Origin of the sequence: Iodobacter fluviatilis, assembly GCF_004194535.1 — a bacterium.
Lineage (GTDB): Bacteria > Pseudomonadota > Gammaproteobacteria > Burkholderiales > Chitinibacteraceae > Iodobacter > Iodobacter fluviatilis_A.
Map to the genome: position 1 here is coordinate 549,873 of NZ_CP025781.1, position 21,828 is coordinate 571,700.

The 21,828-nt window shown below is 46.6% G+C and carries 20 protein-coding genes and 4 pseudogenes; 11 read left to right on the forward strand and 13 right to left on the reverse strand.

Annotation, left to right across the window (positions count from 1 at the left end):
- Positions 1–288: 288 nt before the first annotated feature.
- The 3 genes and pseudogenes from C1H71_RS02200 to C1H71_RS02210 all read left to right on the forward strand — a co-directional run bounded on the left by C1H71_RS02200 (position 289) and on the right by C1H71_RS02210 (position 1,767).
- A complete protein-coding gene (locus C1H71_RS02200) occupies positions 289–507 on the forward strand; it encodes a hypothetical protein (protein ID WP_130105111.1) in 219 nt (72 codons plus the stop codon).
- 368 nt (positions 508–875) lie between these two features.
- Positions 876–1,130, forward strand: coding sequence for a hypothetical protein (locus tag C1H71_RS02205; protein WP_130105112.1), 255 nt, complete (start codon positions 876–878; stop codon positions 1,128–1,130).
- A 125-nt stretch (positions 1,131–1,255) separates the two neighbouring features.
- Positions 1,256–1,767 (forward strand): annotated as a pseudogene (locus C1H71_RS02210) (REP-associated tyrosine transposase).
- A gap of 155 nt (positions 1,768–1,922) precedes the next feature.
- On the opposite strand, the gene C1H71_RS02215 reads toward C1H71_RS02210, so the two are convergent.
- Positions 1,923–2,735 (reverse strand): arylamine N-acetyltransferase family protein, encoded by an 813-nt coding sequence (locus C1H71_RS02215; RefSeq protein WP_130105113.1) that lies wholly within the window; start codon positions 2,733–2,735, stop codon positions 1,923–1,925.
- Positions 2,736–3,177: 442 nt separating this feature from the next.
- Between C1H71_RS02215 and C1H71_RS02220 the strand changes: the two genes are divergently transcribed.
- The 3 genes from C1H71_RS02220 (at position 3,178) to C1H71_RS02230 (ending at position 5,173) form a co-directional block, all read left to right on the forward strand.
- The gene (locus C1H71_RS02220; protein ID WP_130105114.1) at positions 3,178–3,633 is read left to right on the forward strand and encodes a hypothetical protein; all 456 of its coding nucleotides are present in this window, start codon (positions 3,178–3,180) and stop codon (positions 3,631–3,633) included.
- A 294-nt stretch (positions 3,634–3,927) separates the two neighbouring features.
- On the forward strand, positions 3,928–4,425 hold the full coding sequence (locus tag C1H71_RS02225) for an AAA family ATPase (RefSeq protein WP_130105115.1): 498 nt from the start codon (positions 3,928–3,930) through the stop codon (positions 4,423–4,425).
- Between the two features lie 343 nt (positions 4,426–4,768).
- Entirely contained in the window at positions 4,769–5,173 is a 405-nt protein-coding gene (locus tag C1H71_RS02230; RefSeq protein WP_130105116.1) for a hypothetical protein, read from the forward strand.
- A gap of 144 nt (positions 5,174–5,317) precedes the next feature.
- Here the strand turns inward: C1H71_RS02230 and C1H71_RS02235 are convergent.
- Positions 5,318–5,832, reverse strand: a pseudogene (locus C1H71_RS02235) (IS630 family transposase); the annotation flags it as partial.
- Between the two features lie 105 nt (positions 5,833–5,937).
- Positions 5,938–6,921, reverse strand: coding sequence for a biotin synthase BioB (gene bioB / locus C1H71_RS02240; RefSeq protein WP_130105118.1), 984 nt, complete (start codon positions 6,919–6,921; stop codon positions 5,938–5,940).
- Positions 6,922–7,014: 93 nt separating this feature from the next.
- On the opposite strand from bioB, the gene C1H71_RS02245 reads away from it, so the two are divergent.
- Positions 7,015–7,701, forward strand: coding sequence for a ComF family protein (locus tag C1H71_RS02245; RefSeq protein ID WP_188053531.1), 687 nt, complete (start codon positions 7,015–7,017; stop codon positions 7,699–7,701).
- Positions 7,702–7,874: 173 nt separating this feature from the next.
- Here C1H71_RS02245 and C1H71_RS02250 read toward each other — a convergent pair whose 3' ends face one another.
- Positions 7,875–9,692: a zinc ribbon domain-containing protein gene (locus C1H71_RS02250; RefSeq protein ID WP_130105120.1), complete on the reverse strand. Its 1,818-nt coding sequence runs from the start codon at positions 9,690–9,692 to the stop codon at positions 7,875–7,877.
- Positions 9,693–10,018: 326 nt separating this feature from the next.
- Here C1H71_RS02250 and C1H71_RS02255 point away from each other — a divergent pair, with 326 nt between their 5' ends.
- Positions 10,019–10,348 carry a helix-turn-helix domain-containing protein gene (locus C1H71_RS02255; RefSeq protein WP_130105121.1) on the forward strand — a complete coding sequence of 110 codons (330 nt, stop codon included), beginning with the start codon at positions 10,019–10,021 and terminating at the stop codon, positions 10,346–10,348.
- Here C1H71_RS02255 and C1H71_RS02260 read toward each other — a convergent pair.
- Positions 10,337–11,170, reverse strand: coding sequence for a radical SAM protein (locus C1H71_RS02260; RefSeq protein WP_223145968.1), 834 nt, complete (start codon positions 11,168–11,170; stop codon positions 10,337–10,339). The genes C1H71_RS02255 and C1H71_RS02260 overlap by 12 nt on opposite strands.
- Positions 11,171–11,238: 68 nt before the next feature.
- Positions 11,239–11,694, reverse strand: a complete 456-nt coding sequence (locus C1H71_RS02265; RefSeq protein ID WP_130105123.1) for a universal stress protein — start codon at positions 11,692–11,694, stop codon at positions 11,239–11,241.
- A gap of 118 nt (positions 11,695–11,812) precedes the next feature.
- Between C1H71_RS02265 and C1H71_RS02270 the strand changes: the two genes are divergently transcribed.
- Both C1H71_RS02270 and C1H71_RS02275 read left to right on the forward strand, forming a co-directional pair.
- Entirely contained in the window at positions 11,813–12,259 is a 447-nt protein-coding gene (locus C1H71_RS02270; RefSeq protein ID WP_130105124.1) for an acyl-CoA thioesterase, read from the forward strand.
- On the forward strand, positions 12,256–12,669 hold the full coding sequence (locus tag C1H71_RS02275; RefSeq protein ID WP_130105125.1) for a hypothetical protein: 414 nt from the start codon (positions 12,256–12,258) through the stop codon (positions 12,667–12,669). The genes C1H71_RS02270 and C1H71_RS02275 overlap by 4 nt, the downstream gene beginning before the upstream one ends.
- 128 nt (positions 12,670–12,797) lie before the next feature.
- Here the strand turns inward: C1H71_RS02275 and C1H71_RS02280 are convergent.
- Positions 12,798–13,305, reverse strand: a pseudogene (locus C1H71_RS02280) (IS5 family transposase); the annotation flags it as partial.
- 77 nt (positions 13,306–13,382) lie between these two features.
- Positions 13,383–13,478: pseudogene (locus tag C1H71_RS21885) on the reverse strand (IS5/IS1182 family transposase); the annotation flags it as partial.
- A gap of 298 nt (positions 13,479–13,776) precedes the next feature.
- On the opposite strand from C1H71_RS21885, the gene C1H71_RS02285 reads away from it, so the two are divergent.
- Entirely contained in the window at positions 13,777–14,418 is a 642-nt protein-coding gene (locus C1H71_RS02285; RefSeq protein ID WP_188053533.1) for a ParA family protein, read from the forward strand.
- A gap of 372 nt (positions 14,419–14,790) precedes the next feature.
- On the opposite strand, the gene pnp is transcribed toward C1H71_RS02285, so the two are convergent.
- The 5 genes from pnp to infB form a co-directional block, all read right to left on the reverse strand.
- On the reverse strand, positions 14,791–16,941 hold the full coding sequence (gene pnp, locus C1H71_RS02295) for a polyribonucleotide nucleotidyltransferase (protein ID WP_130105128.1): 2,151 nt from the start codon (positions 16,939–16,941) through the stop codon (positions 14,791–14,793).
- Positions 16,942–17,200: 259 nt separating this feature from the next.
- Positions 17,201–17,470, reverse strand: coding sequence for a 30S ribosomal protein S15 (rpsO, locus tag C1H71_RS02300; protein WP_046349858.1), 270 nt, complete (start codon positions 17,468–17,470; stop codon positions 17,201–17,203).
- A 115-nt stretch (positions 17,471–17,585) separates the two neighbouring features.
- Positions 17,586–18,503, reverse strand: coding sequence for a tRNA pseudouridine(55) synthase TruB (truB, locus tag C1H71_RS02305; protein WP_130105129.1), 918 nt, complete (start codon positions 18,501–18,503; stop codon positions 17,586–17,588).
- Positions 18,496–18,903: a 30S ribosome-binding factor RbfA gene (gene rbfA / locus C1H71_RS02310; RefSeq protein ID WP_130105130.1), complete on the reverse strand. Its 408-nt coding sequence runs from the start codon at positions 18,901–18,903 to the stop codon at positions 18,496–18,498. The genes truB and rbfA overlap by 8 nt, the downstream gene beginning before the upstream one ends.
- A gap of 77 nt (positions 18,904–18,980) precedes the next feature.
- Positions 18,981–21,821, reverse strand: a complete 2,841-nt coding sequence (gene infB / locus C1H71_RS02315; RefSeq protein ID WP_130105131.1) for a translation initiation factor IF-2 — start codon at positions 21,819–21,821, stop codon at positions 18,981–18,983.
- Positions 21,822–21,828 lie beyond the last annotated feature (7 nt).

The following is a 21,828-nucleotide window of genomic DNA, read 5'->3' on the forward strand; positions in this document are numbered from 1 at the left end:
AACAAGAAGGCAGAAAAAATTATTTACATTGTAAATACGTTGCAAATCTAACCAACACTAAAAACAAGCCAACGTAGCCAAGATCAATGCAGGTCAATGACGTTCAAATAAAAACTCGCCATTTAAACGTGAATAACACATTTCGCATTGGGCATTGGGCATTGGGCATTGGGCATTGGGCATTGGGCATTGCAAACAAAAATGCTGACGCACATATTTCACCCTATAATATTCAACCTAAAAAAGCTTACAAAAAAATCTAGCCCGCCTTCTTTCCAGCGACTTTTTATGAAAAAAAATCCAAACAAAATGGCTTCTTGCGGGAGCTTTAGGGGGCTGAATGTGGCGGGCGCTTTTTGGGCTTTGAAGCCGCTGCAGGAATCCCTGCCCGCCCAACTCAGCATTATTAATAACGAAAATACCCCGCACGAAAAACAGCTACTATTCAATGTGCCCATGCGTAAAACAGGGGATTTAACACTCGTGGGGAGCTTTGTTTACCCTTAAATCTGCGCCTAGCAGCCTGTCGGACTTAAGCGATCGTAGCGAGGGAAAGACCGGTTTGAGACAGATTTCGCGGGTTTTTGAGGCGAATAGCTGGCTATTCAACGAGAAAATGCGTGAAATATGGCCAAATCCGGCTTTTCCGTAGTAGATCAGTCTTAAGTCCGACAGGCTGCTAGCCCACTTTATCAATGACGGAGCTAGCAACGCTTAATTTCCATCGCCATGCTAACAATAAGCTTTCAAAGCGTTGGAAAACCCTCCTGATACTCGGTGCATTGCGAGCACGTTTTATTGCCCAACTGGCGTACAAGTCAAAACAAGGCGGGTAGTTGGCCTTGTACTCTTTTATATTTTTCACAAGAAACCATATGCCCCACACTTCTTACACTGGCTGGCCCGCTCTAAAGCCTGCACTCTACCTTTTTATCATTCTCGCTCTGCTCATGCTGTGGTACGGCCCGATTGCTCAGCAGGCGCATTATCATGATTTTGCGGATCAACGTGCGGGCTTAGGCATCGCGAATCTACGCGATGTATTATCCAACCTCGGTTTTGCACTGATCGGGGCATGGGGCTTACAGCGCAGCGGCTCACAGCAAGGCATCGCCAAAGCAAATAACTGAAATAACTGAAATAACTGAAATAACTGAAATAACTGAAATAACTGGGGTCAGAGTAAAAATAACTGGGGTCAGAGTAAAGTTAAATCTGCTTGCTTCGGCTTTGAGTGTTTTTACTGGGTTTGCGTATGTCTTTTTATCGACAAGCGAATGTGGCGAGTGGATCGTACTTTTTTACCGTCGTCACGGAACAACGGCAAAGAATTTTTACTGTGTGTTCGCATGGCACTGCGAGAAGCCATTATCAAAGTGCGGCGGGATAGGCCATTCCAAATTGATGCATGGGTATTGTTACCCGATCATTTACACACAGTCTGGACTTTACCGGCTGGCGATGCTGATTATGCAACGTGCTGACGCTTGATTAAATCAGCGGTGACGTGTGTAATTGGCGCATCATATTTTCGAGCTGAATGGCAAACACAACGACGCGCTAACAAGCAATGCAGTAAGGTTTGGCAACATCGCTATTGGGAACATCTGCTGCAAGATGAAGATGATTTTCGTCATCACTTGGATTACATCCACTTCAACCCCGTTCGCCACGGCATGGTAGTTGCACGTTGCCGACTGGCCGTTTTCCTCATTTCACCGTTTTGTAGCTTCTGGGGTTTATCCGCAGGATTGGGGGGGATGGTGATTCAATGCAAAAGCAAGACGGTTTGTTTATAACCTAAGCTGATCAGCCAATAGCAAAGCACATTTATCGATTACCGCAGAGCTTACTCTGCCTGAGCCACGAGTTACGCCTGCGGCTAACCCGTGCGACTGGGCTATTTAATCAGCCCTTCCTTATTAGGTTTTATAATCACCCATCTTAAAAAGCAACTCTGCCTGCTCAAGCTGCACAGCAAAACCAAAATAATGATCAAGAATATTGTGCAGCTCATCTACAGTCGATATTATTTTTAAATTGCTTTCCGTTTTACTACGAATACTAAATCGCTTGTTATGCAGCACTAAGCGTTGCAAGCCGTCAATACGCGTGACCATCAAATCACGCAAAAATATGGATTCACTTGCTGTTGCAGCATAATGATTACCCACATGGCAATCTGCCAGATAAGCCGTGCTTAAATCAAACCAATATAAATGATTCCACTCACCATTTATTTCGCGCTGCAAATACCAGCCGCTAGATGTTTGCTCTGGCAATAAGCGATATCGATCAATGTCCTGATCAAAAACTACGCCTGCTTGCAATGGGATATGCTCGCAAATACCGCCTCCACCAAAGCCCGCATCTAATAGCCACGTTTGCCCTTCTTGCTCTATGGTAATAATTAAATGCGATCTGGGCCGTTCATGCACAGGCTCTTTATTGAGTAAAACTCGCGCCATATGCAGTTTAGCCATTAAACCTAAATGATTTAGCAGCGATGCAAATAGCGTATTAATCTCGTAGCAATATCCTGGGCGGCCTTGTACTAATAGTTTTTCAACTAAAGCGTCATGATTTAGTTTTGGGATATTTCCCAGCAATATATCAACATTGCCAAATGCAATCGATTCGACGTGCCGCCGTTGCAAAAGGGCGAGCCCTGCTTGATCGAGCGTTGGCCAGCTGGTGAGTGAAAGACGCTTTAAATAATGATCAAGCCAAGTCATAGCAATCTCTTTTTAGGCGGTAGAGGCGAAGGATTGTACTTATGCGTTAGTATTTTGTAATTAAATAGATTAGCCCTCGCCATAAGCGCCGCAATCAAGCCTAGCAGCCTGTCGGACTTAGCATCAGTCAGCGGCAAAATCACCTGATCGGCCTATATTTCACCGTGTAATAACTGGGGTCAGAGTAAAGTTAAATCTGCTTACTTCGGCTTTGAGTCTGTGAAACATAGCAGGATTTAAGCTTGCTCTACCCCTAATTACTTCTCCTAGTTACTATTTTCGTGGTGTGTTTCTATTACGAAAAACGGAGTTTTATTTATTGTGCAGTGGTAATACGCCTAACACGGCATTCAAGCAGACTGGCCGGAAGGTACGGTTTTTTATCCAATTGCAGCGTAGGCCAGCTGCTTAATTTTAACGTTAGCCACCACAGAGAATTACGGTGAACCTCATCCTAGAAAACACCAATCAAGTACCATATTTCACCAATATGAAACTGGTATTTTCAGCGCTTAGCATATCTGCCGCTGACTACGACTGGTATGTGAGTGACATTGAAACGAACTACAGCACTAATGAATTATCACAAGATGACAATTGGATTTCAGGTGAGAACCTGAGCAAATTTCTTGAGGTTAATGATATTCAGTTTATCTGGGCTGTTTTCAGTGCATTCCCCAGAAACTACCGCTCCCAAATACAATGCAGCCCATATATAGAAGGGAATCCAGATTATTGGTGCGGCAAAGAGTTATTGCCGCAGCTCAGCGATGCACTTTTCGAAATCGCTTGCTGGGACAGCAGTGCAATAATTTTGGTAGGGCTACCACCGGAATCCGAAGCGGCGTTTACCCTTCGTTACCCAGATACACGCTCACTTATTAGCGCAGCTAGGTAATGTGTTGGCTAACAAGCGGTTCAAACCGTTCGCTGCGCTCACTGGGACGGGCTAAAGCCCGCCCCTTCACCAAACGCTAGCAGCCTGTCGGACTTAAGCGATCGTAGCGAGGGAAAGACCGGTTTGAGACAGATTTTGCGGTTTTTTGAGGCGAATAGCTGGCTATTCAACGAGAAAATGCGTGAAATATGGCCAAATCTGGCTTTTCCGTAGTAGATCAGTCTTAAGTCCGACAGGCTGCTAGGCATTACAATAAACCGTTATACACTTCACACAACAACGCAAAGGCAAGTCATGGCAACAGTTCACATAGTCTTTGGCCAGCAAGGCGCAGGCAAGACGACATACGCTCGGGAGCTCGCTGACCGCGAGCAAGGCACTCGCTTCTCGATTGATGAATGGATGGGCGAACTATACGGGCCAGATATTCCGAAACCAATCAGCTTCCCTTGGATCATGGAGCGTGTTCAACGCTGCGAAAAACGAATTTGGGCAGTTGCTGCTGATGTGGCGCAACGCGGCGGAAACGTCATCCTCGATCTTGGCTTCATGAAAATCGAAGATAGGTCGAGGTTCATCACGCTTGCGGAGGCAAGACGGCTTCCTGTGCGCACTCATTACGTAACCGCACCTCTTGCGCTTCGCAGAGATCGTGTCCTTTCCAGAAATGTCAATAAAAGTGAAACATTTTCCTTTGAGGTCACGCCTGAAATGTTCGACTTCATGGAAGCTCAGTTCCAGGCCCCTACGAATAGTGAGTCAGCGAAATGTATCGTTTTCGATACGCAGTAACCAGTCTTTTTGCACGATAGGCACACAAAGGGTTAACCATTCCAATCGAGAGAACGCCCCAGCAAGCTAGATTACGCATCGCATCGCAAACGCTAGAGGCTACACAACCGGATGAAAAACAGAGCCATTACATTTTGTTTTACGATTCGTTAATTTTCTTTTTTGTATCGCTCTTGCTGCCTGCTTTTAATACAAATGTCACGTTCATGATCGAAACACGAGAGCACAAACCGAGCGAAAGTTACTTCGGTTATAAAGCGGTACTAATTTGTATCTTGCAGCGATTTTTAACCATCTCAGAGGCTATAGCCCCTTACTTTTACCTTAGCGCTTTGGAGTAAAAATGTTCTTCACATTACTACTTGTTACTTTTGTCTTATCTTTTTCAGTATCGGCCATTGTGGTACGTATTTTTTCAATTCCAATAGATCAAATTTTAAAAAGGATCATTGCCGATGAAATCAGCACCGCTTGGTTAAAATATCTGAAATTTGCAATTTTTGTCGTTGGCGTTTCTGCAGGAGTGCGTATTTATGAGCTTGAGAAATACATCACTCCAGCGCGCTGGGATAAAGATTCAAAAGTTATTGAACTAACCCAAGAACGTTGGGTTTTAGAGATTTATCGAACTATTATAGAAAGCTTACAAGGCATTGCTTGGCTTCTACTTGTTTTTTTTATTTTTGCATTAATTGCCTTCGTCATCGTTCGCTTTGCTGAAATTAGAAAACAAAAAACCGATAACTAAACCCAATATTCTTAAATTTATACCGCACAATTTAGCTATCTTTTCACCAGCCCTAACAAGTCATTCAACCGGACTGCCTGGGACGCGGCAACTCATTTAGATAATTGGCGCGATCGGCCATTACTAAACTTTTAGAAAGTCATATCACGTGACTAAATATTCGCAGTCCGGATGCCGAAAAAATGAGGCGACCAAATAGGGTGTCAACTTTAATCTTCACGCTTCACATGCGCCCAAACTTGCTCGTCTGAATTCAGTTGTGGCGAATAGGGTGGTAAATAATAGATCTTCAATTTACCTGCCAATTCATTAACATAGTCTTTCACTATTTTTGTCTTGTGGATGGAATGACCATCCACAATTAAAATAACGGGCGTGGTGGCGTCCTGCATGAGTCGTTTTAGAAAACTCAGAAAGACTTCCGAATTAACTGACCCTTCATGCACCATAAAACTAAATTCGCCACGAACGCCTACCGCAGAGAGCATATTGAGTGAAAAACGGCTGCCTGTTACATTCACCACGGGCGTCTGCCCGCAAGGGGCCCAAGTTGTTCCTGTGTGGTCATCCGAGCGTAACCCTGACTCATCGCCAAAGTAGATGGTAGCCCCAGTTTGCTTGGCTTCCCGCTTGATTGCTGGGTAGGTTTCGGCCTGCCATTGCAATCATTCGGCATTCAATAACAAATCACTCAGCCACTTACTCATTGTGATTTCTAGCCAAATAAAAAACGGGAAGCCTGCGCTTCGCGCTTTATTAACCCCTTATAAAGGCTTGATATTTAACTTAGCAAATAGATTTTTATCACGGCTTACATCTGGGTTGCCCGTGGTAAGTAATTTATCGCCATAGAAAATAGAATTGGCACCGGCCATAAAGCACAACGCTTGCATGGCTTCGGGCATTTGTTGGCGGCCAGCAGAAAGGCGTACAAAGGATTTTGGCATGGTGATGCGCGCCACGGCGATCATGCGGACGAACTCAGTCCAGTCGATGGCTTCACCCTCTTCCAACGGCGTGCCTTCAATCTTCACCAAATTATTAATGGGTACAGAATCAGGCTGCGGCTCTAAATTGGCCAGTTGAGCAATTAAGCCCACGCGGTCTAGCCTTGTTTCACCTAAGCCCACAATGCCGCCACTACAGACATTCAACCCCGCCTTGCGCACCTTACCCAAGGTATCCAGCCGATCTTGATAGCTGTGGCTCGTCACTACATTGGCGTAGTTTTCTGGCGAGGTATCTAGGTTGTGGTTGTAATAATCAAGGCCAGAATCGCGTAGCTCTTCGGCTTGGCCTTCTTTCAACATACCAAAAGTGGCGCAAGTTTCTAAGCCTAGCGCTTTCACGCCAGCGATCATTTTCTTAACTTCAAGCAAATCTTTGGTCTTAGGGCCACGCCATGCTGCACCCATACAGAAGCGCGATGCGCCGTTTTCTTTGGCGATGCGGGCTACGTCGATCACCTCATCGGCGTTCATCAGCACTTCTTTTTCTAAGCCCGTATCGTAGCGGGCCGATTGCGAGCAGTAGCCACAGTCTTCTGAACATCCACCGGTTTTTACCGATAACAGGGTAGAAAGCTGTACTTTATTGGCGTCAAAATGCTGGCGGTGTATGGTCTGCGCCTGAAACACCAAATCATTAAAAGGCAGCTCAAATAGGGCCGCTACCGCATCCAGCGAGTAAGCACCGCTTTCTGGATGAGGTGTAGCACGTTTAAATTCAATGGGTTGATGCGAAGTCATGAGCATAGACATCCAGAAAGTGGCATTGAAATTGCAGCAATTTTCAAAGCAAAAGGCATAATCAAAGAGCGATTGTCTAAAGCGGAGACGAAGTTGTCAAATTTTATCTTAAATTTTTTGAACAACTGTGCACCACCCTGTAGCTGTGTGCTGTGTGCTGCCAGCTGTAAAAGTAGCGCACTTTGCCCCGCCTGCCTTGAAAAACTACCTTTTTTAAACGCCGAGCTTTGCCCGCAATGCGCCCTTCCCTCCAACGATAGCGGCCTATGCGGTGCCTGCTTAAGCCACCCACCCGCTTTTGATTTTAGCTACGCAGCACTGATCTATGCCCCACCGATAACCGAGCTGATTATTGCAGCCAAGTTTTCAGGGCAATGGTCATTGCTGCCTACGCTAGGACAATTGCTCTTGCAGCGGGTACAAGCTGCACCTAAGCCAGACTTTATCTTGCCCATGCCATTACACCCCTCCCGCTTAGCAGAGCGCGGCTATAACCAAGCTTTTGAATTAGCCAAGCCTATTGCACTGCAATTACAGCGCCCTATTCAGTTTTGTTTAGAGCGCAAAATCAATACCGAACACCAAGCGCGTTTATCTCAAACCGAGCGACATAAAAATATGCGGCTCGCGTTTTATACCCAGCACAATTTAGCGGGTAAACACATTGCGATTGTGGATGACGTCATGACCTCAGGCTCCAGCCTGCACGCCGCCGCCAAGTGCTTAAAGCAGGCGGGCGCGGCACGGGTCGATGCATGGGTTCTGGCAAGGGCGTTGTAAGGCTAGTTTGCCCACAAAAAAACAGGGACGCTGCTTGCTGTCCCTGCTCGTAAGATTTTTGCGCAGCAAGTTAAACCAGTTTAAAAACTAAATATAGTGGGCTCCAGCCGCCATACAAAAAATAACTTGGCCTAAATAAGAAGTACTAACCTATCAATCTCGGCCACTTATGCCTATGTGATTTTCTCGCCACACTCACTACAAAACAATGCATCGGACATAGTTGCGGTGCCGCATTTACTGCAAAATTTAGGCCGCTTTAATACAGGAGCGACATCAACAACTGCCGCATCAATCAAAATACCCTCCCCCAGCGAAATCGCCATCACCTCTGGCGCATCTGGCAATGCCGCCGCCTGATTAAATTGACCTAATACTGCATGACGCTGCTGATCTGCCTGAGCCTTAGGAGCCAATATAATCGCCTGATCGTGAGCAAATTTCTTAAAATGGCGTAATAATTGCTCAGCCCGTTCGGCATTACCCATCAATGACAAGGCATAGCGTTGGCTACCATTTTGGAAAGTCACACTTGTTAGCTCGGTAAGCCACAAACGAAAGGTCATTGATTCAATTTGCACCACATGGCTATTGGTTTTAATGGAATCTTTTAACACATTGCCATGATCCAATTGAGCAGTTACATAATGACCACTCATTTCAATACTAATTAATTGAGATTTAAATTCAAAACGCTGCCAAAGTTGATGAGCCGAGCTAATCGCATACACACCCAAAGCAAAAAACACCGCACCGTATGTCAGTAAATTTGCATTAAATGTGCTAGCCACAACGCTCAGTATTTGCATGCCACTTAAGGTAAACAAAACAGTTGCTAGCAAGACAAAAGAGGTGCCAATTAAATCCAGAAGAAGTAAGGGCTGTAGCCGTGGCGAGGCAAATGCGCTAGCAAATGAAACGGGTGCCCCATCAATAGGCAAAGGCTGGGTTTCTTCTAACGCTTCGGCATAAAATCGACCTGATTTTTCATTTAAATCGATATGCGGCTCCAGCCGAGAATAAGTGCGATTTGGAATACTTTCTTGCCAGTTGTTTTGCATCTCACGTACAAATTCTTCTAATGCCAAACCAGGGTGGCAATTGATGCTCCATGTGTCTTGCTTATTGCTCACCACCGTATTGGGCGGTTGTTTTACATTACGCAGCAACGCTAAATAAAACACGCTATATACCGCTAAGGCCAGCACAATCAACACAAAAACTTGGGGAAAGGGATCAAGCCACGCCACATCAGGTAGCTTAGGAGCCAGCTTTAGCAATATTACGGGGCCAAGAATAGCCAACACCAACATCATCACCAGCCGAGATGAGCTAAGCGTTTGCTCCGCATCACGCAAAGATAAGCCAAGTGCGTTATTAACTGGTGCTAACAGCAGCCAAACCACGTAGCCCATAAAAGCCACGCCAATCCAATTAGCAATATGCTGCCATTCTGGCCCATGCGCTTTGCCACCCACCAAGCTTAAAACCAGCACGGCAAGCACCATCAGCAGAGTGATGCCTTTCTTAAAGTGCAGTAGGGCTAAATTACGAATGCGCTCAGGCGCAAAGGTCAAATTGGGCACAATAGAGTGCAATAAAGTACTTAACGCCCCCTGCGGCTCCTGATAAACCAAAGCCTGCTGGCGTAATACTTCCCGCAAACTATCAGAAGATGGAGATTTGCCCTGCATGCCATTGGGCACCTCATCGGCAAGGCTGACGGGGCGTCCACGGCCAAAGAAAAACCGCAATTGCCGCATGGCCCAGCCCAATAAAGACACACCTGCCCCCAGCATGGCCACCGCCAGCAGTACCGCAGCAAGTTTGTAGTAGATGGTTTCAGCGGCAATGGCTTGCTTGACCATCAACAACAGCAGCAAACCTGCGATCAGTAACGCTGAACCACATAGCAGCAAGAAAATATTTTCTAATCGCATTGGATTAGGAAGATTAAATTTATTACTGTCACTACCATAATCAAACGACATAGCGCCTTACCCCCCATATTACTGTTTATTTTTCTGCGGCGATTCTAACAAGATTGTTCGTAGAGGACATAAATTGATTCCGGCCATACAATCCAAAAAAACCACATCAATCACTCATTATACTTAGTCAATTCCAAAATATTAATAAGCCAATATCTTGCGATTTTTAATCGCAAAAATAAGTTCCAACAAAATAACGTAAATTATCACGGGAATAATCGTGAAATAGTGACGTGTATATTAGGCTTTAGCTAGATAAGATGACGATAACATTGATAATGACATGGGGCTGCACAAAGCCTCATGCGTCACAAAGAGGAAGCTTCATGACCAGCACAACCATCAACCCACGCGAAATTCGTCAACAACTCGGATTAAATCAACAAGAGTTTTGGAGCCGCATTGGTGTCACGCAAAGTGGTGGCTCACGCTACGAAAGTGGCCGCAATATGCCACGCCCCGTTCGTGAACTCTTGCGCGTGGTACATGTAGAGCAAATTGATTTAGCGCGAATCAACCGCGAAGACTACCAAGTCATTCAGCATTTGCGTGAAGAACGCACTGAGCTGTACGACACATTGCGGGCCGCTGCCGCAGCGCATGAAGAAGACGCACCTGTACGCCCTAAGCATGCCCACAGCCATTTACAGGCTTAATTTTACCTCCAGCCCAAGCCCAGTGATTCGCTGGGCTAATTTTTGCATCCATTCTATTGGCGCTGCCTTCAATCTATCCGCCTCTGGCTGCATCGACGGCCTAGCTAAGCCATACAACAACACCCCTTCCAGCCTCACCCCAGCCTGAATATTGCTTTGCAAAAAATCCAAATATGCACTGATTGCTTGCTCATCCGGCAAGGCACCATCCATCTCAAACATGCAGGTTTGAATCCACGTTGGGCAATGCTTAGCAGCCAGCTGTAAACGCCGCGCCACTTGCGCACGCTTAAGCTGCACTTGGTTAACAGGAGCAAAGCCATCTACAGGTGCACGATCCAGCTTAAACCACACCTCACCACCCAAATCACGCATCAGCGCAATGCCCGCTTGAACTTGCTGACGATCTAGCTGGCTGCCATTGCTAATCAACACCAGCTTAATTTTGCCGATTAAATCAAACGCCTTTAGCACACTCCCCACCCGCTCTACGCAGGATAAAAACTGCAAGCTACTCGTTGGCTCACCATTACCTGAAAAAGCAACATCGTTTAAGCGGCGCGCTTCAGCAGGTACTCGCGTTTGCATAAAATCGCCATGCACAATATCGTTCAGCAAGCCGCGTAATTCAGACTCAAGCAAATCCAAATCTATTTGCGGCGCTCCACCACGGATTAAGTCAGGAACCTGACAATAGACGCAGCGCCAATTACAGGCATTATTCGGGTTTAAATTAACGCCCACCGACACACCGCCAGCTCGGCGTGAAACCACTGGGTAAACGTAAACACAGCCGGCACTATCCCGGCTGTGATCAATCACCTGTAAAACCTTACTTATATTACTTGCCATTCAACATCACTCACTCAAACTCGGGCATAAGTCTCAGACTACTTTTCAGCAGGCGTGGCTCTCACCAATAACACTGGTACGGGGGTGCAATGCACTACCCCTTCAGCAACACTACCCATTAATAAATGAGTTAATCCACCATAACCGTGTGTTCCCATCACAATTAATTCTGCCGACCAACTTTCTGCCTCTTTTACAATCGCCTGCGCTAAATTACCCCCCCACGATTCTAGTAAATTAGTTTCCACCTCAATACCATCCGCCCGAAGGCCCTCCGCCAATTCAGCCAATAGTTTTTCGCCTGATTGGCGTAAAGCGTTTTGCAATTGAGGCACATCTAAAAACTCATTAGCACTCCAAGCAAACTGAGCCAAATCAACCACATGTACTAATTTAACTTTGGCACGTTGCTCACCTGCAAAACGGCGGCCCTCAACAATAGCTGCAGCACTCGTTTCACTATTATCAACAGGTACTAAAATACGCTTATACATAATCGTCCTCTTTATTAAAAGCATAGATATAATAAGATTAGTTTAACAGCAAGCGGTGTTGCCTTGTATAAAGCTTCAGCATACACTCGTTGCGATATAAATAACGAATGATTAGCCTATGCAGCGCCTTAAATTATTATGTCCACCAGGCGCAGATTTCAGCACGCAACTTGAAGTACGGGTGACGGATCTGAACTACGGCAACCATCTTGCTAATCAGGCATTGCTTGGAATGCTCCACGAGGCTAGAGTACGCTTTCTACACCATTTAAAGCACGACGAAATTGGCAATGCAGAGACACCTGGCATTATATTGGCGGACGCTGAAATTCAATTCAGACACGAAGCCTTTTTAGGTGATCAGCTCAAAATTACCGTGTTTGTGAGTGATTTAAACAGTATTGGTTTTGATTTATATTACCGCGTAGATCGGATTAGCGATCATACCGAAATAGCTCTAGCTAAAACATCGATTGTTTTTTTTGATTATTATCATACACACAAGCCTGCGAAGACCCCTGTCTCTTTTGAGCAGGCACTCGCGGCAATAAGGGATACACAATGAAAAAGTATGCAATCAATAGCCCTGAAGCAATGGCTCGAATCCTAGTCATGCAAATGGTCTGTGATGGTAATTTCAACCCAGAAGAGCTAGAAGAATTAGAACATCTACATGTTTATGAAGCCATCGGGATTAGCCGCAAAGGCTTTATTCAAGTATTACATGATTATTGCAATGATATTTCCGACGAAGCCGATGAAGAAGGCCGAATTAGCCTGATTAATCGTGAGCGTATAGACTATATATTAGATAGTGTCAGTGAGCCTAAAAAACGACTACAAGTCGCGGCAATGGCACTGGATTTATCAAAATCAGATCAAGTTATTAACGATGCCGAACTGGCTGTATTTAGCCATATGCTTAGCCACTGGCACATCACCTTGGACTCACTGCAATCTGCATTTGAATCCTAAGCACAGATAGACCATTCCCCACACGGCAGCCCCTATTTGGGCCTAAAAGAGCACATACTCTTTTAGGCTGTAGCGGCTTTGTTGCACAAATCAGTTTAAGAACAAACCGCCCCAAACCCCATACGGATTTACGCCACGCGCACCGTCACTGGTGTACCCAATTGCGTGAAGCGATTTAAGATCGCAACACGCATTTGTAGTTTTGCCACTTGCCGATCAAAATCCCTGTCTATTACCCGTTCACCCAACAATTTGAAACAGCGCATGTTGGTTTCAGCCAAGCTCCGCCGATGATAGCCACTCCCGTTTTTCCATCGCCTTCTGCCTAAGTACTTCGTGGCGCGCACCGTCTCGTTTCTCGCCTGCATCTGACTTATTTTCTTGCCACGGTTGCTCGTTTTTTTCGTCGGAATGATGGTGGCTGCGTTACGTTTAGCAATCGCAGCGTAGCAAGCTTTTGTATCGTATGTGCCATTATCATGCACGAAAACCAGTACTTCATCCTCTGGTATCTGCTCAATCAAATCAGGCAAAATTTGTGCGTCTCCCTCGACGTTACTCGTCACCTCAAATGGCACGTATTTCAAGGGTTTCAGCGTCAATACCGATGTGCGCTTTGCACCATTTTCGACGATATGCTTTTTCGTACCAAGATGACGACCTTAAAGCGTTTTTTTTCATCGGCAGATCATACTGGCGTCAGGCACTTGATGGTTAAGCAAAACTGACAGTGAACCGCGCGATTTCAGAGCTGCGTGATAAGCGTTCCAATGGGTGGTTTTGTACTTGCTCGGTTCCCATTTGCTCATGCGTTCATTCTAACAGCAGTAAGGCTTGGCCGATTTGTGCAACAACGCCTCTCCCAACTGCAATCATTTCGGGTATATCTAGCGCGGCAACAGGCGTGACATTAATAGTCATGCTTCTTCAAGTTTAATTACAGACTTACTTTGTCCACTCCATGCCATAAGTTTCTTAAAAATAACAAAAGCCTCTTATAATTATTACATTATCTTTACTTGAAAGTATCACGCCCCGCCATAAAAGGTAAAAAAAGTATAAACTATCTAAATAGTATAAACCGTTAAATTCACTTCTCAGGTTATTATGCGCAGCATTCTTATTGCAAATCCCAAAGGTGGCAGTGGAAAATCCACCCTCTCAACTCATTTGGCAGCTTGGTTTGCATGGCAAGAAGAGGCCGTGATGCTAGGTGATATTGATGTTCAGCAATCTAGCCGCCACTGGCTGGCGATGCGTCCTGCAAGCTCGCCGCAAATTCGTAGCTGGAATATCAATGATGAAGAAAAAGCACACACACCTAAGGGAACAGGCATTGCGGTGCTGGATTCACCAGCAGGCTTACATGGCAAACAGCTAAAACAAGCCTTGATGCGCGTTGATCATGTGGTGATACCCGTATTGCCATCTGCTTTCGATATGTGGGCCAGTGCTGATTTTTTTAACACACTCGCCGAAGTAAAAGCGGTACGGCGTGAACAGATTTCGGTTGCAGTAGTGGGAATGCGCGTTAACCCGCGTACCCAATCCGCCGCTCAACTTACCGAATTTTTACAAAAGTTTGAATTACCATTACTGACTTGCATTAGAGATACCCAGCTCTATGTACAAAGCATTCAGCGCGGACTCACCCTACTTGATCTACCCGTTTCACGTACTAAACAAGATCGCTTACAATGGCAACCCTTGCTCGACTGGCTAGTCAGCAATAAGCGCCAACACCGCTAAACGACTATACAAATGTGGCAGCTGTAAAACGTAGCATGAATTCTAAAAGACGACAAAAACTGTAGTTTACAAATCATAAATGAACCTGATTATGTCTCTTACTCAGCCACGAATCCACGCATGATCCGGCTTGAACAAGGTATGTGTGGAATAAGAGCGCTCCACGTCAAAACCAATTAAATCGCCTGAAGTTAGCAACGCCATACAGGTCAATAAATCAATGGTTCCGGAGCAAGAGTCATAATCAAGTAAATGAATATTTTTAGCTACCGTTGAACACAGCAATCGAAAATCGATGTCGTTTTAAAACCACCTCAAATAACAGGCAAAAAAATACCGACCCTTTAAGGTCGGTATTTTTTTAGCTAAAACTTATTCTGCAACTTCCACTGGCGCAGCAACTACTTCAGCAGCTACGACAGGTGTTTCTTCGTTTGTAACCGCTTTAATTGACAAGCGAATACGGCCACGCTCGTCTTGCTCGATCACTTTAACGCGAACCACTTGGCCTTCTTTCAGATAATCGCCAACGTTTTTGATGCGCTCGTTAGCGATTTGGCTGATGTGAACCAGGCCATCTTTACCTGGCATGATCGATACAATCGCGCCAACGTTGTTATCCAGAATCTTAACCACTGGACCTTCGTAGATCTTGCCGATTTCAACTTCAGCAGTAATATCTGCAATGCGGCGTTTCGCTTCATCCGCGCCTTCAGCTGAGATCGAAGCGATGGTGATGGTGCCATCTTCTTGGATATCAATCTGTGTACCCGTTTCTTCGGTCAGCGCACGAATCACCGAGCCACCCTTACCGATTACATCGCGGATTTTTTCCGGATTAATCTTCATCATGTAAAGACGTGGAGCATGCTCGCTCACTTCAGTGCGCGCGCCTTCCATTGTGCCTTTCATGATAGCAAGGATATGCACACGGCCTTCTTGTGCCTGATCCAGAGCCACTTTCATGATCTCTTTAGTGATACCGTTGATCTTGATGTCCATTTGCAGTGCGGTGATACCGTTTTCAGTACCTGCCACTTTAAAGTCCATATCGCCCAGATGATCTTCATCACCCAAGATATCGGACAATACTGCAAAGCGATTGCCTTCCTTGATCAAGCCCATGGCAATACCGGCCACGTGGTTTTTCATCGGAACGCCCGCATCCATCAAGGCCAAACAACCACCACAAACTGAAGCCATTGAGCTTGAACCGTTTGATTCGGTGATTTCCGAAACAACGCGCATTGAGTAGCCAAAGTCTTCAACCGACGGCAGCATCGCAGCCAGTGCGCGCTTAGCCAAACGACCGTGGCCAATTTCACGGCGTTTCGGCGTACCTACACGGCCCGTTTCACCGGTCGAGTACGGAGGAAAGTTGTAATGCAGCATAAAGCGATCTGTGTAAGCACCGGCCAATGCATCAATTTTTTGCTCATCAAGCTTAGTACCCAGCGTAGCTACTGCAATCGCTTGGGTTTCACCACGAGTAAACAGTACCGAGCCGTGAGTGCGTGGCAATACGCCAGTACGGATCGTGATTGGACGCACAGTGCGTGTATCACGACCGTCAATACGTGGGTAGCCATCAAGAATTTGGCCGCGCACGATTTCAGCTTCAAGGCCTTTGAAAATACCCTTGATTTCATTAGCTGCCAGCGTACCGGTTTCTTCAGTAATCAGTGCAGCCTTAACCAGCGCCCAAGTTTCATTAATTTTGATGGTGCGTAATTGCTTCTGACGCAATTTGAATGCTTCAGACAGGCCAGCAGCCGCTACTGCACGTACTTGTGCAACTAAAGCTTCATTTGCAACTGGAGCATCCCAAGCAAACAATTCTGGATTAGCTTCGTCAGCTAATTCATTGATGGCATTGATAGCCACTTGCATTTGCTCATGACCGAACACAACCGCACCCAGCATGATGGTTTCAGATAACTCGTCTGCTTCAGACTCAACCATCAATACCGCTTGTGATGTACCGGCAACCACCAGATCCATCTGGCTAGCTTTCAGCTCAGATAAGGTTGGGCATAGTACGTATTCGCCATTGATGTAAGCCACGCGTGCGGCACCAATTGGACCATCAAAAGGCACACCAGAGATAGACAATGCAGCAGAAGCACCCAGCATCGCAACGATATCTGGATCTACTTCTGGATTAACCGACATCACCGTCGCAATGATCTGGATGTCGTTATAAAAACCTTCAGGAAACAGGGGACGAATTGGGCGATCGATCAAACGGCAGGTTAAGATTTCTTTTTCAGAAGGGCGACCTTCACGTTTAAAGAAACCACCTGGGATGCGACCCGCAGCATAGGTACGTTCTTGATAGTCAACGGTCAGCGGAAAGAAATCCTGACCAGGCTTAACGTCACGAGCGGCTACAACAGTCACAAGAACAACGGTATCGTCCATATTAATCAGGACTGCACCACTCGCTTGGCGGGCAATTTCACCCGTTTCCATGGTGACATTATGCTTACCGTACTGGAATGATTTCACAATTTTATTGAACACTGACTGATCCTTTTTTCACACTAACGCCTCCAGTCCAAGGCGTGATTGATTTTCCGCTGCAGCTCGACTGAGGCGCTGCCGGCTCCGGCACAACCACTACTCCAACCCGCCGCCGAAACCGCTATTTGACAGGCATGAAGGGACTTACTTAAAAAAGTGCCACAATATCTTGCGTAATTTTGACAAGTTTGAGTGTCACTTCTTTAAACTGACTTAGCCAACAAAAAAGCCGCAGTCTTAGCGACTGCGACTTTTTTTATTACTTACGCAGACCGAGTTCAGCGATCAGAGCGCGGTAACCTTCAGAGTTAACACGCTTGAAGTAATCAAGCAGACGACGACGTGTGCTTACCATCTTGAGCAGACCACGACGTGAGTGGTGATCTTTCTTGTTGGCTTTGAAGTGAGGTGTTAAGTCATTGATACGTGCAGTCAGCAGTGCAACTTGCACTTCAGGACTACCAGTATCGCCTTCAGCGCGTTGGAATTTCTTAACGATGTCTGCTTTTTGAGTAACTGTTACTGACATTTTACTGCTCCATTGAGATAAGGCGCTTTACACATATAAAGCACCGTCGAGCTAGGCCGAGCGTCTATCCCTAAGGATGTCAACCCAATCAAGCTCCCTTTAATCTGCCTCGCTTTTACAAACCAGACAAAAGTCGTTTAGGCCGCAGCCATGCATGCGGATTCTCAGCCGCAGTGGCCACTTCGCCCAAACCGATGAACCGTGCATTATCCCTAGTTTCACCCTCGGCGTAAAGACGATACTCGCTAGGGATTAAACCAGCGCGCTCAATCGTCATGCCAACGCGGATTCTTTCAAACTCTGCCGCATTAAAAAACAATGCGGGTAAGTCAAGCAATAGGCAATCTGCCGGCAATAAATAGCCATCACGCGCTTCAACTGGCACATGGTTGTAATCGTCTAAATTAATCGAGTTTTCCAGCAAAAATCCCGCCGTGCGGGTACGACGCAAGCCAGTAAGATAAGCGCCACAACCTAACGCCTTGCCGATATCTTCCGCCAAAACACGAATATAAGTGCCTTTTGAGCAACTCACATCAATGACAATCACATCGCCTTCTATAGAAATAATATCAATGCGATAGATGGTGATTTGACGCGATTGACGTTCAATCACTACGCCTTCTCTGGCGTACTCATACAAGGCCTTGCCTTGAAACTTTAGCGCAGAATACATCGGAGGAGTTTGTATTACCGGCCCAACAAAAGTGTTAATTGCCGCACGAATTAATATGTGATCGCTAGGCGCATCGCCACTTTTAGTAATCTCACCCTCGCCATCAAGCGTTGTGGAGATTTCACCCAGCTTAATGGTGGCGCGATAACCTTTATCGGCCTCCAGCATACGCTGGGCAAATTTAGTTGCTTCACCAAAACAAAGCGGCAGCAAACCAGTGGCAAATGGGTCTAACACCCCGGTATGACCGCCTTTTTCTGCTTGCAATAACCAGCGCGCTTTTTGTAGGGCATTATTACTAGAGATACCAAAAGGCTTATCGAGCAACAAAACGCCATCAATCTTACGTTTAGCCATTTAGTGGCTTGCCGGTAGATTCATCATCGCCATCTTCTTCAGGAGCCTTAGACAAGCTGCTAGCTTGATCGATCAGGCGAGATAAAGTCATACCATGCTCAACCGAATGATCATATTCAAAATGCAATTCCGGCATTTTATACAGCGAGATACCACGCGCTAATTGGCTACGCAAAAAGCCCTTAGCCCGCTCCATTAAAGAAGCCACCTCAGCCCCCTGCTCTGGCGTTCCAAGAAAAGTATAAAACACATTGGCATGCGAATAATCACGTGTGACTTCTACGTCAGTAATCGTAATTAAAGATGCCTGGGGATGATCCAGCTCCGCACGAATCACGGTGGCTAAATCACGCTGAATTTGTTGTGCTACACGATCAGCACGCGTAAATTGTTTGGCCATTTTTAAACCTTTTGGTAAAGCGCAAAAGGGGAAGCGGGACAACGCCCTCTTCCCCCATCGATTCACCGTTTAATTAATTACAGTGTACGAGCGATTTCAACGATTTCGAAGATTTCCAACTGATCGCCAAGCTGTAGATCATTGTAGTTCTTCAAGCTTAGACCACACTCAAAACCAGCCTTCACTTCTTTTGCATCGTCTTTATAGCGTTTCAGGCTATCAAGCGTACCTTGGTGCACAACCACATTATTACGCAGTAAGCGAACACCCGCATGACTGCGGATCAAGCCCTCCATTACCAAGCAACCCGCAATTGTACCCACCTTGGAAACAGTAAAGACCTGACGGATCTCAACCATACCAATGATTTGTTCACGTTTTTCTGGGGCCAACATACCTGATAGCGCCAGCTTCACATCATCCACTACATCGTAAATGATGTTGTAGTAACGAATGTCCACGCCTTCAGACTCTGCAAGCTTACGTGCTGCTGCATCTGCACGCGAATTGAAACCAACCACAACGGCTTTCGATGCCAGTGCCAAGTTGATGTCAGACTCGCTAATACCACCCACGGCACTGTGCAAGATTTGCACGCGTACTTCGTCGGTAGACAATTTCTGCAAGCTTTGTGACAACGCTTCGGCAGAACCTTGTACGTCAGCCTTGATGATGATAGGCAGATTGCGAACTTCGCCTTCTGTCATTTGCGCCATCATATTTTCTAGCTTGGACGCTTGTTGACGAGCCAACTTCACATCACGGAACTTACCTTGACGGAACAGGGCAATTTCACGCGCTTTCTTCTCGTCAGTCAGCACCATGGCATCTTCACCAGCGGCTGGCACTTCAGACAGACCCAGAATTTCTACTGGAATCGAAGGACCGGCTTCCAAGATCGATTTGCCGTGCTCATCAAGAATCGCACGGACGCGACCAGATACTTGCCCCGCAAGAATCACATCACCCTTACGCAAAGTACCTGATTGAATCAGCATAGAAGCAACTGGACCACGACCCTTATCCAAACGCGCTTCAATGATAATCCCTTTCGCTGGCGCATCGGTCGCCGCAGTCAGCTCAAGCACTTCGGCTTGCAGCAAGATCGCTGTCAGCAATTCATCGATACCCAAGCCTTTCTTAGCCGAGACATCAACAAACATCGCGTCACCACCCCAATCTTCAGGCACCACTTCATGCGTTACCAACTCTTGACGGATGCGCTCTGGATTTGCTTCAGGCTTATCAATCTTATTGACGGCAACGACAATTGGCACACCCGCAGCTTTTGCGTGAGCAATCGCTTCGATGGTTTGTGGCATCACGCCGTCATCAGCAGCAACCACCAAGACCACGATATCAGTCAGCTTGGCACCACGAGCACGCATTGCGGTAAACGCTTCGTGACCTGGGGTATCAAGGAAGGTGATCATGCCTTTTTCGGTTTGTACGTGGTACGCGCCGATATGCTGAGTAATCCCACCGGCTTCACCAGACGCCACTTTGGCGGTACGGATGTAATCCAGCAACGATGTTTTACCGTGGTCAACGTGACCCATAACGGTGACCACCGGTGCACGTGGCAACATCACATGCTCAACTGCAACTTCGCCTTCACCCAGATAGATTTCTGGATCATCAAGCTTAGCGGCCATTGGGGTATGGCCCATATCCTCGACGATAATCATCGCGGTTTCTTGATCCAGTACTTGGTTAATGGTTACCATCATGCCCATCTTCATCAGGGCTTTAACAACTTCCACGCCCTTCACTGCCATCTTATGGGCAAGATCAGTTACGGAAATTGTTTCTGGAACCATAACTTCATGCACAACTTTATCAGTTGGCGCTTGGAAGCCGTGTGCATTGTCCGGATTAACTGCAGCCTGGCGGCCTTTGCCACCCTTTTTGCTCTTCCAATCATTACCGGCATCGCCACCACGACTACGAATACCTTTTTTACCACGACCATCACTCCAAGGCTCTTTCTTGCCTGGGGCTGCTGCTGGCTTTTTATCACCAGGTTTTGCCGCAGGTGAAGCGCTACTTGGGGTAGCTGCTGGTTTTGGTCGACTAGCTGGCGCAGGTGCGGCCACTGGAGCAGGTGCAGCAACCGGCGCAGGTGCAGCAACCGGAACTGGTGCAACAGGCTCAGGTGCTTTCATTGGCTCATTGCGTGGCTTACGCAATTCAACACGCATCCCAACACGTGGGCGATCTGGATGGCTAGATTGCGATGCGCCTGGTGAAGGGCGTGCTGCAACTGGCGGAACAACCGCTTTTGCCACTGGAGCGGCTGGTTTTGCAACCTGAGTAACAGGAGCAGCAGGCTTCGCTACAACCGGAGCTGGCGAAGGTTGAGCAGGCTTAGCTGGGGCAGCAACCGGAGCTGGCTTTTGCGCTGCTGCAGGTGCAGGTGCAGCAACAGTCACAACAGCAGGCACTTCAGCAACCGCTTTACCACCTTGCTTGGCACGCATTTCTGCAGCCTGACGCGCAAATAATTCATTCTGGCGGCGCGCTTGCGCTTCGCGAGACAAGCGCTCTGCATCATCAATCACTTGACCAGCGGCAGTTGTGGCCACAGCCACTTCAGCGGAGCGTGGCGCAGCAACTTCTGCCACAGCACTGGCTTCTACTACACGCTTTTTACGCACTTCAACCGGAATAGATTTCGCTTTACCTGTTGCATCTGTCTTACGAATTTCATTGCTTTGTTTACGATGAATTGTGATTTTTTTATCACCGTCGCCATCATGTTTTTTCTCAAGATAAGCACGTAAGCTTGCTTTATCTTCAGTAGTAATCACATCGACTTCACTCGATTTATTGACGCCAGCTGCGCGCAATTTCGCTAGCAGCTCTTGCGATGGCATTTTCAGCTCTACCGCATATTGGTTGACATTGAGGTCACTCATGCATTTC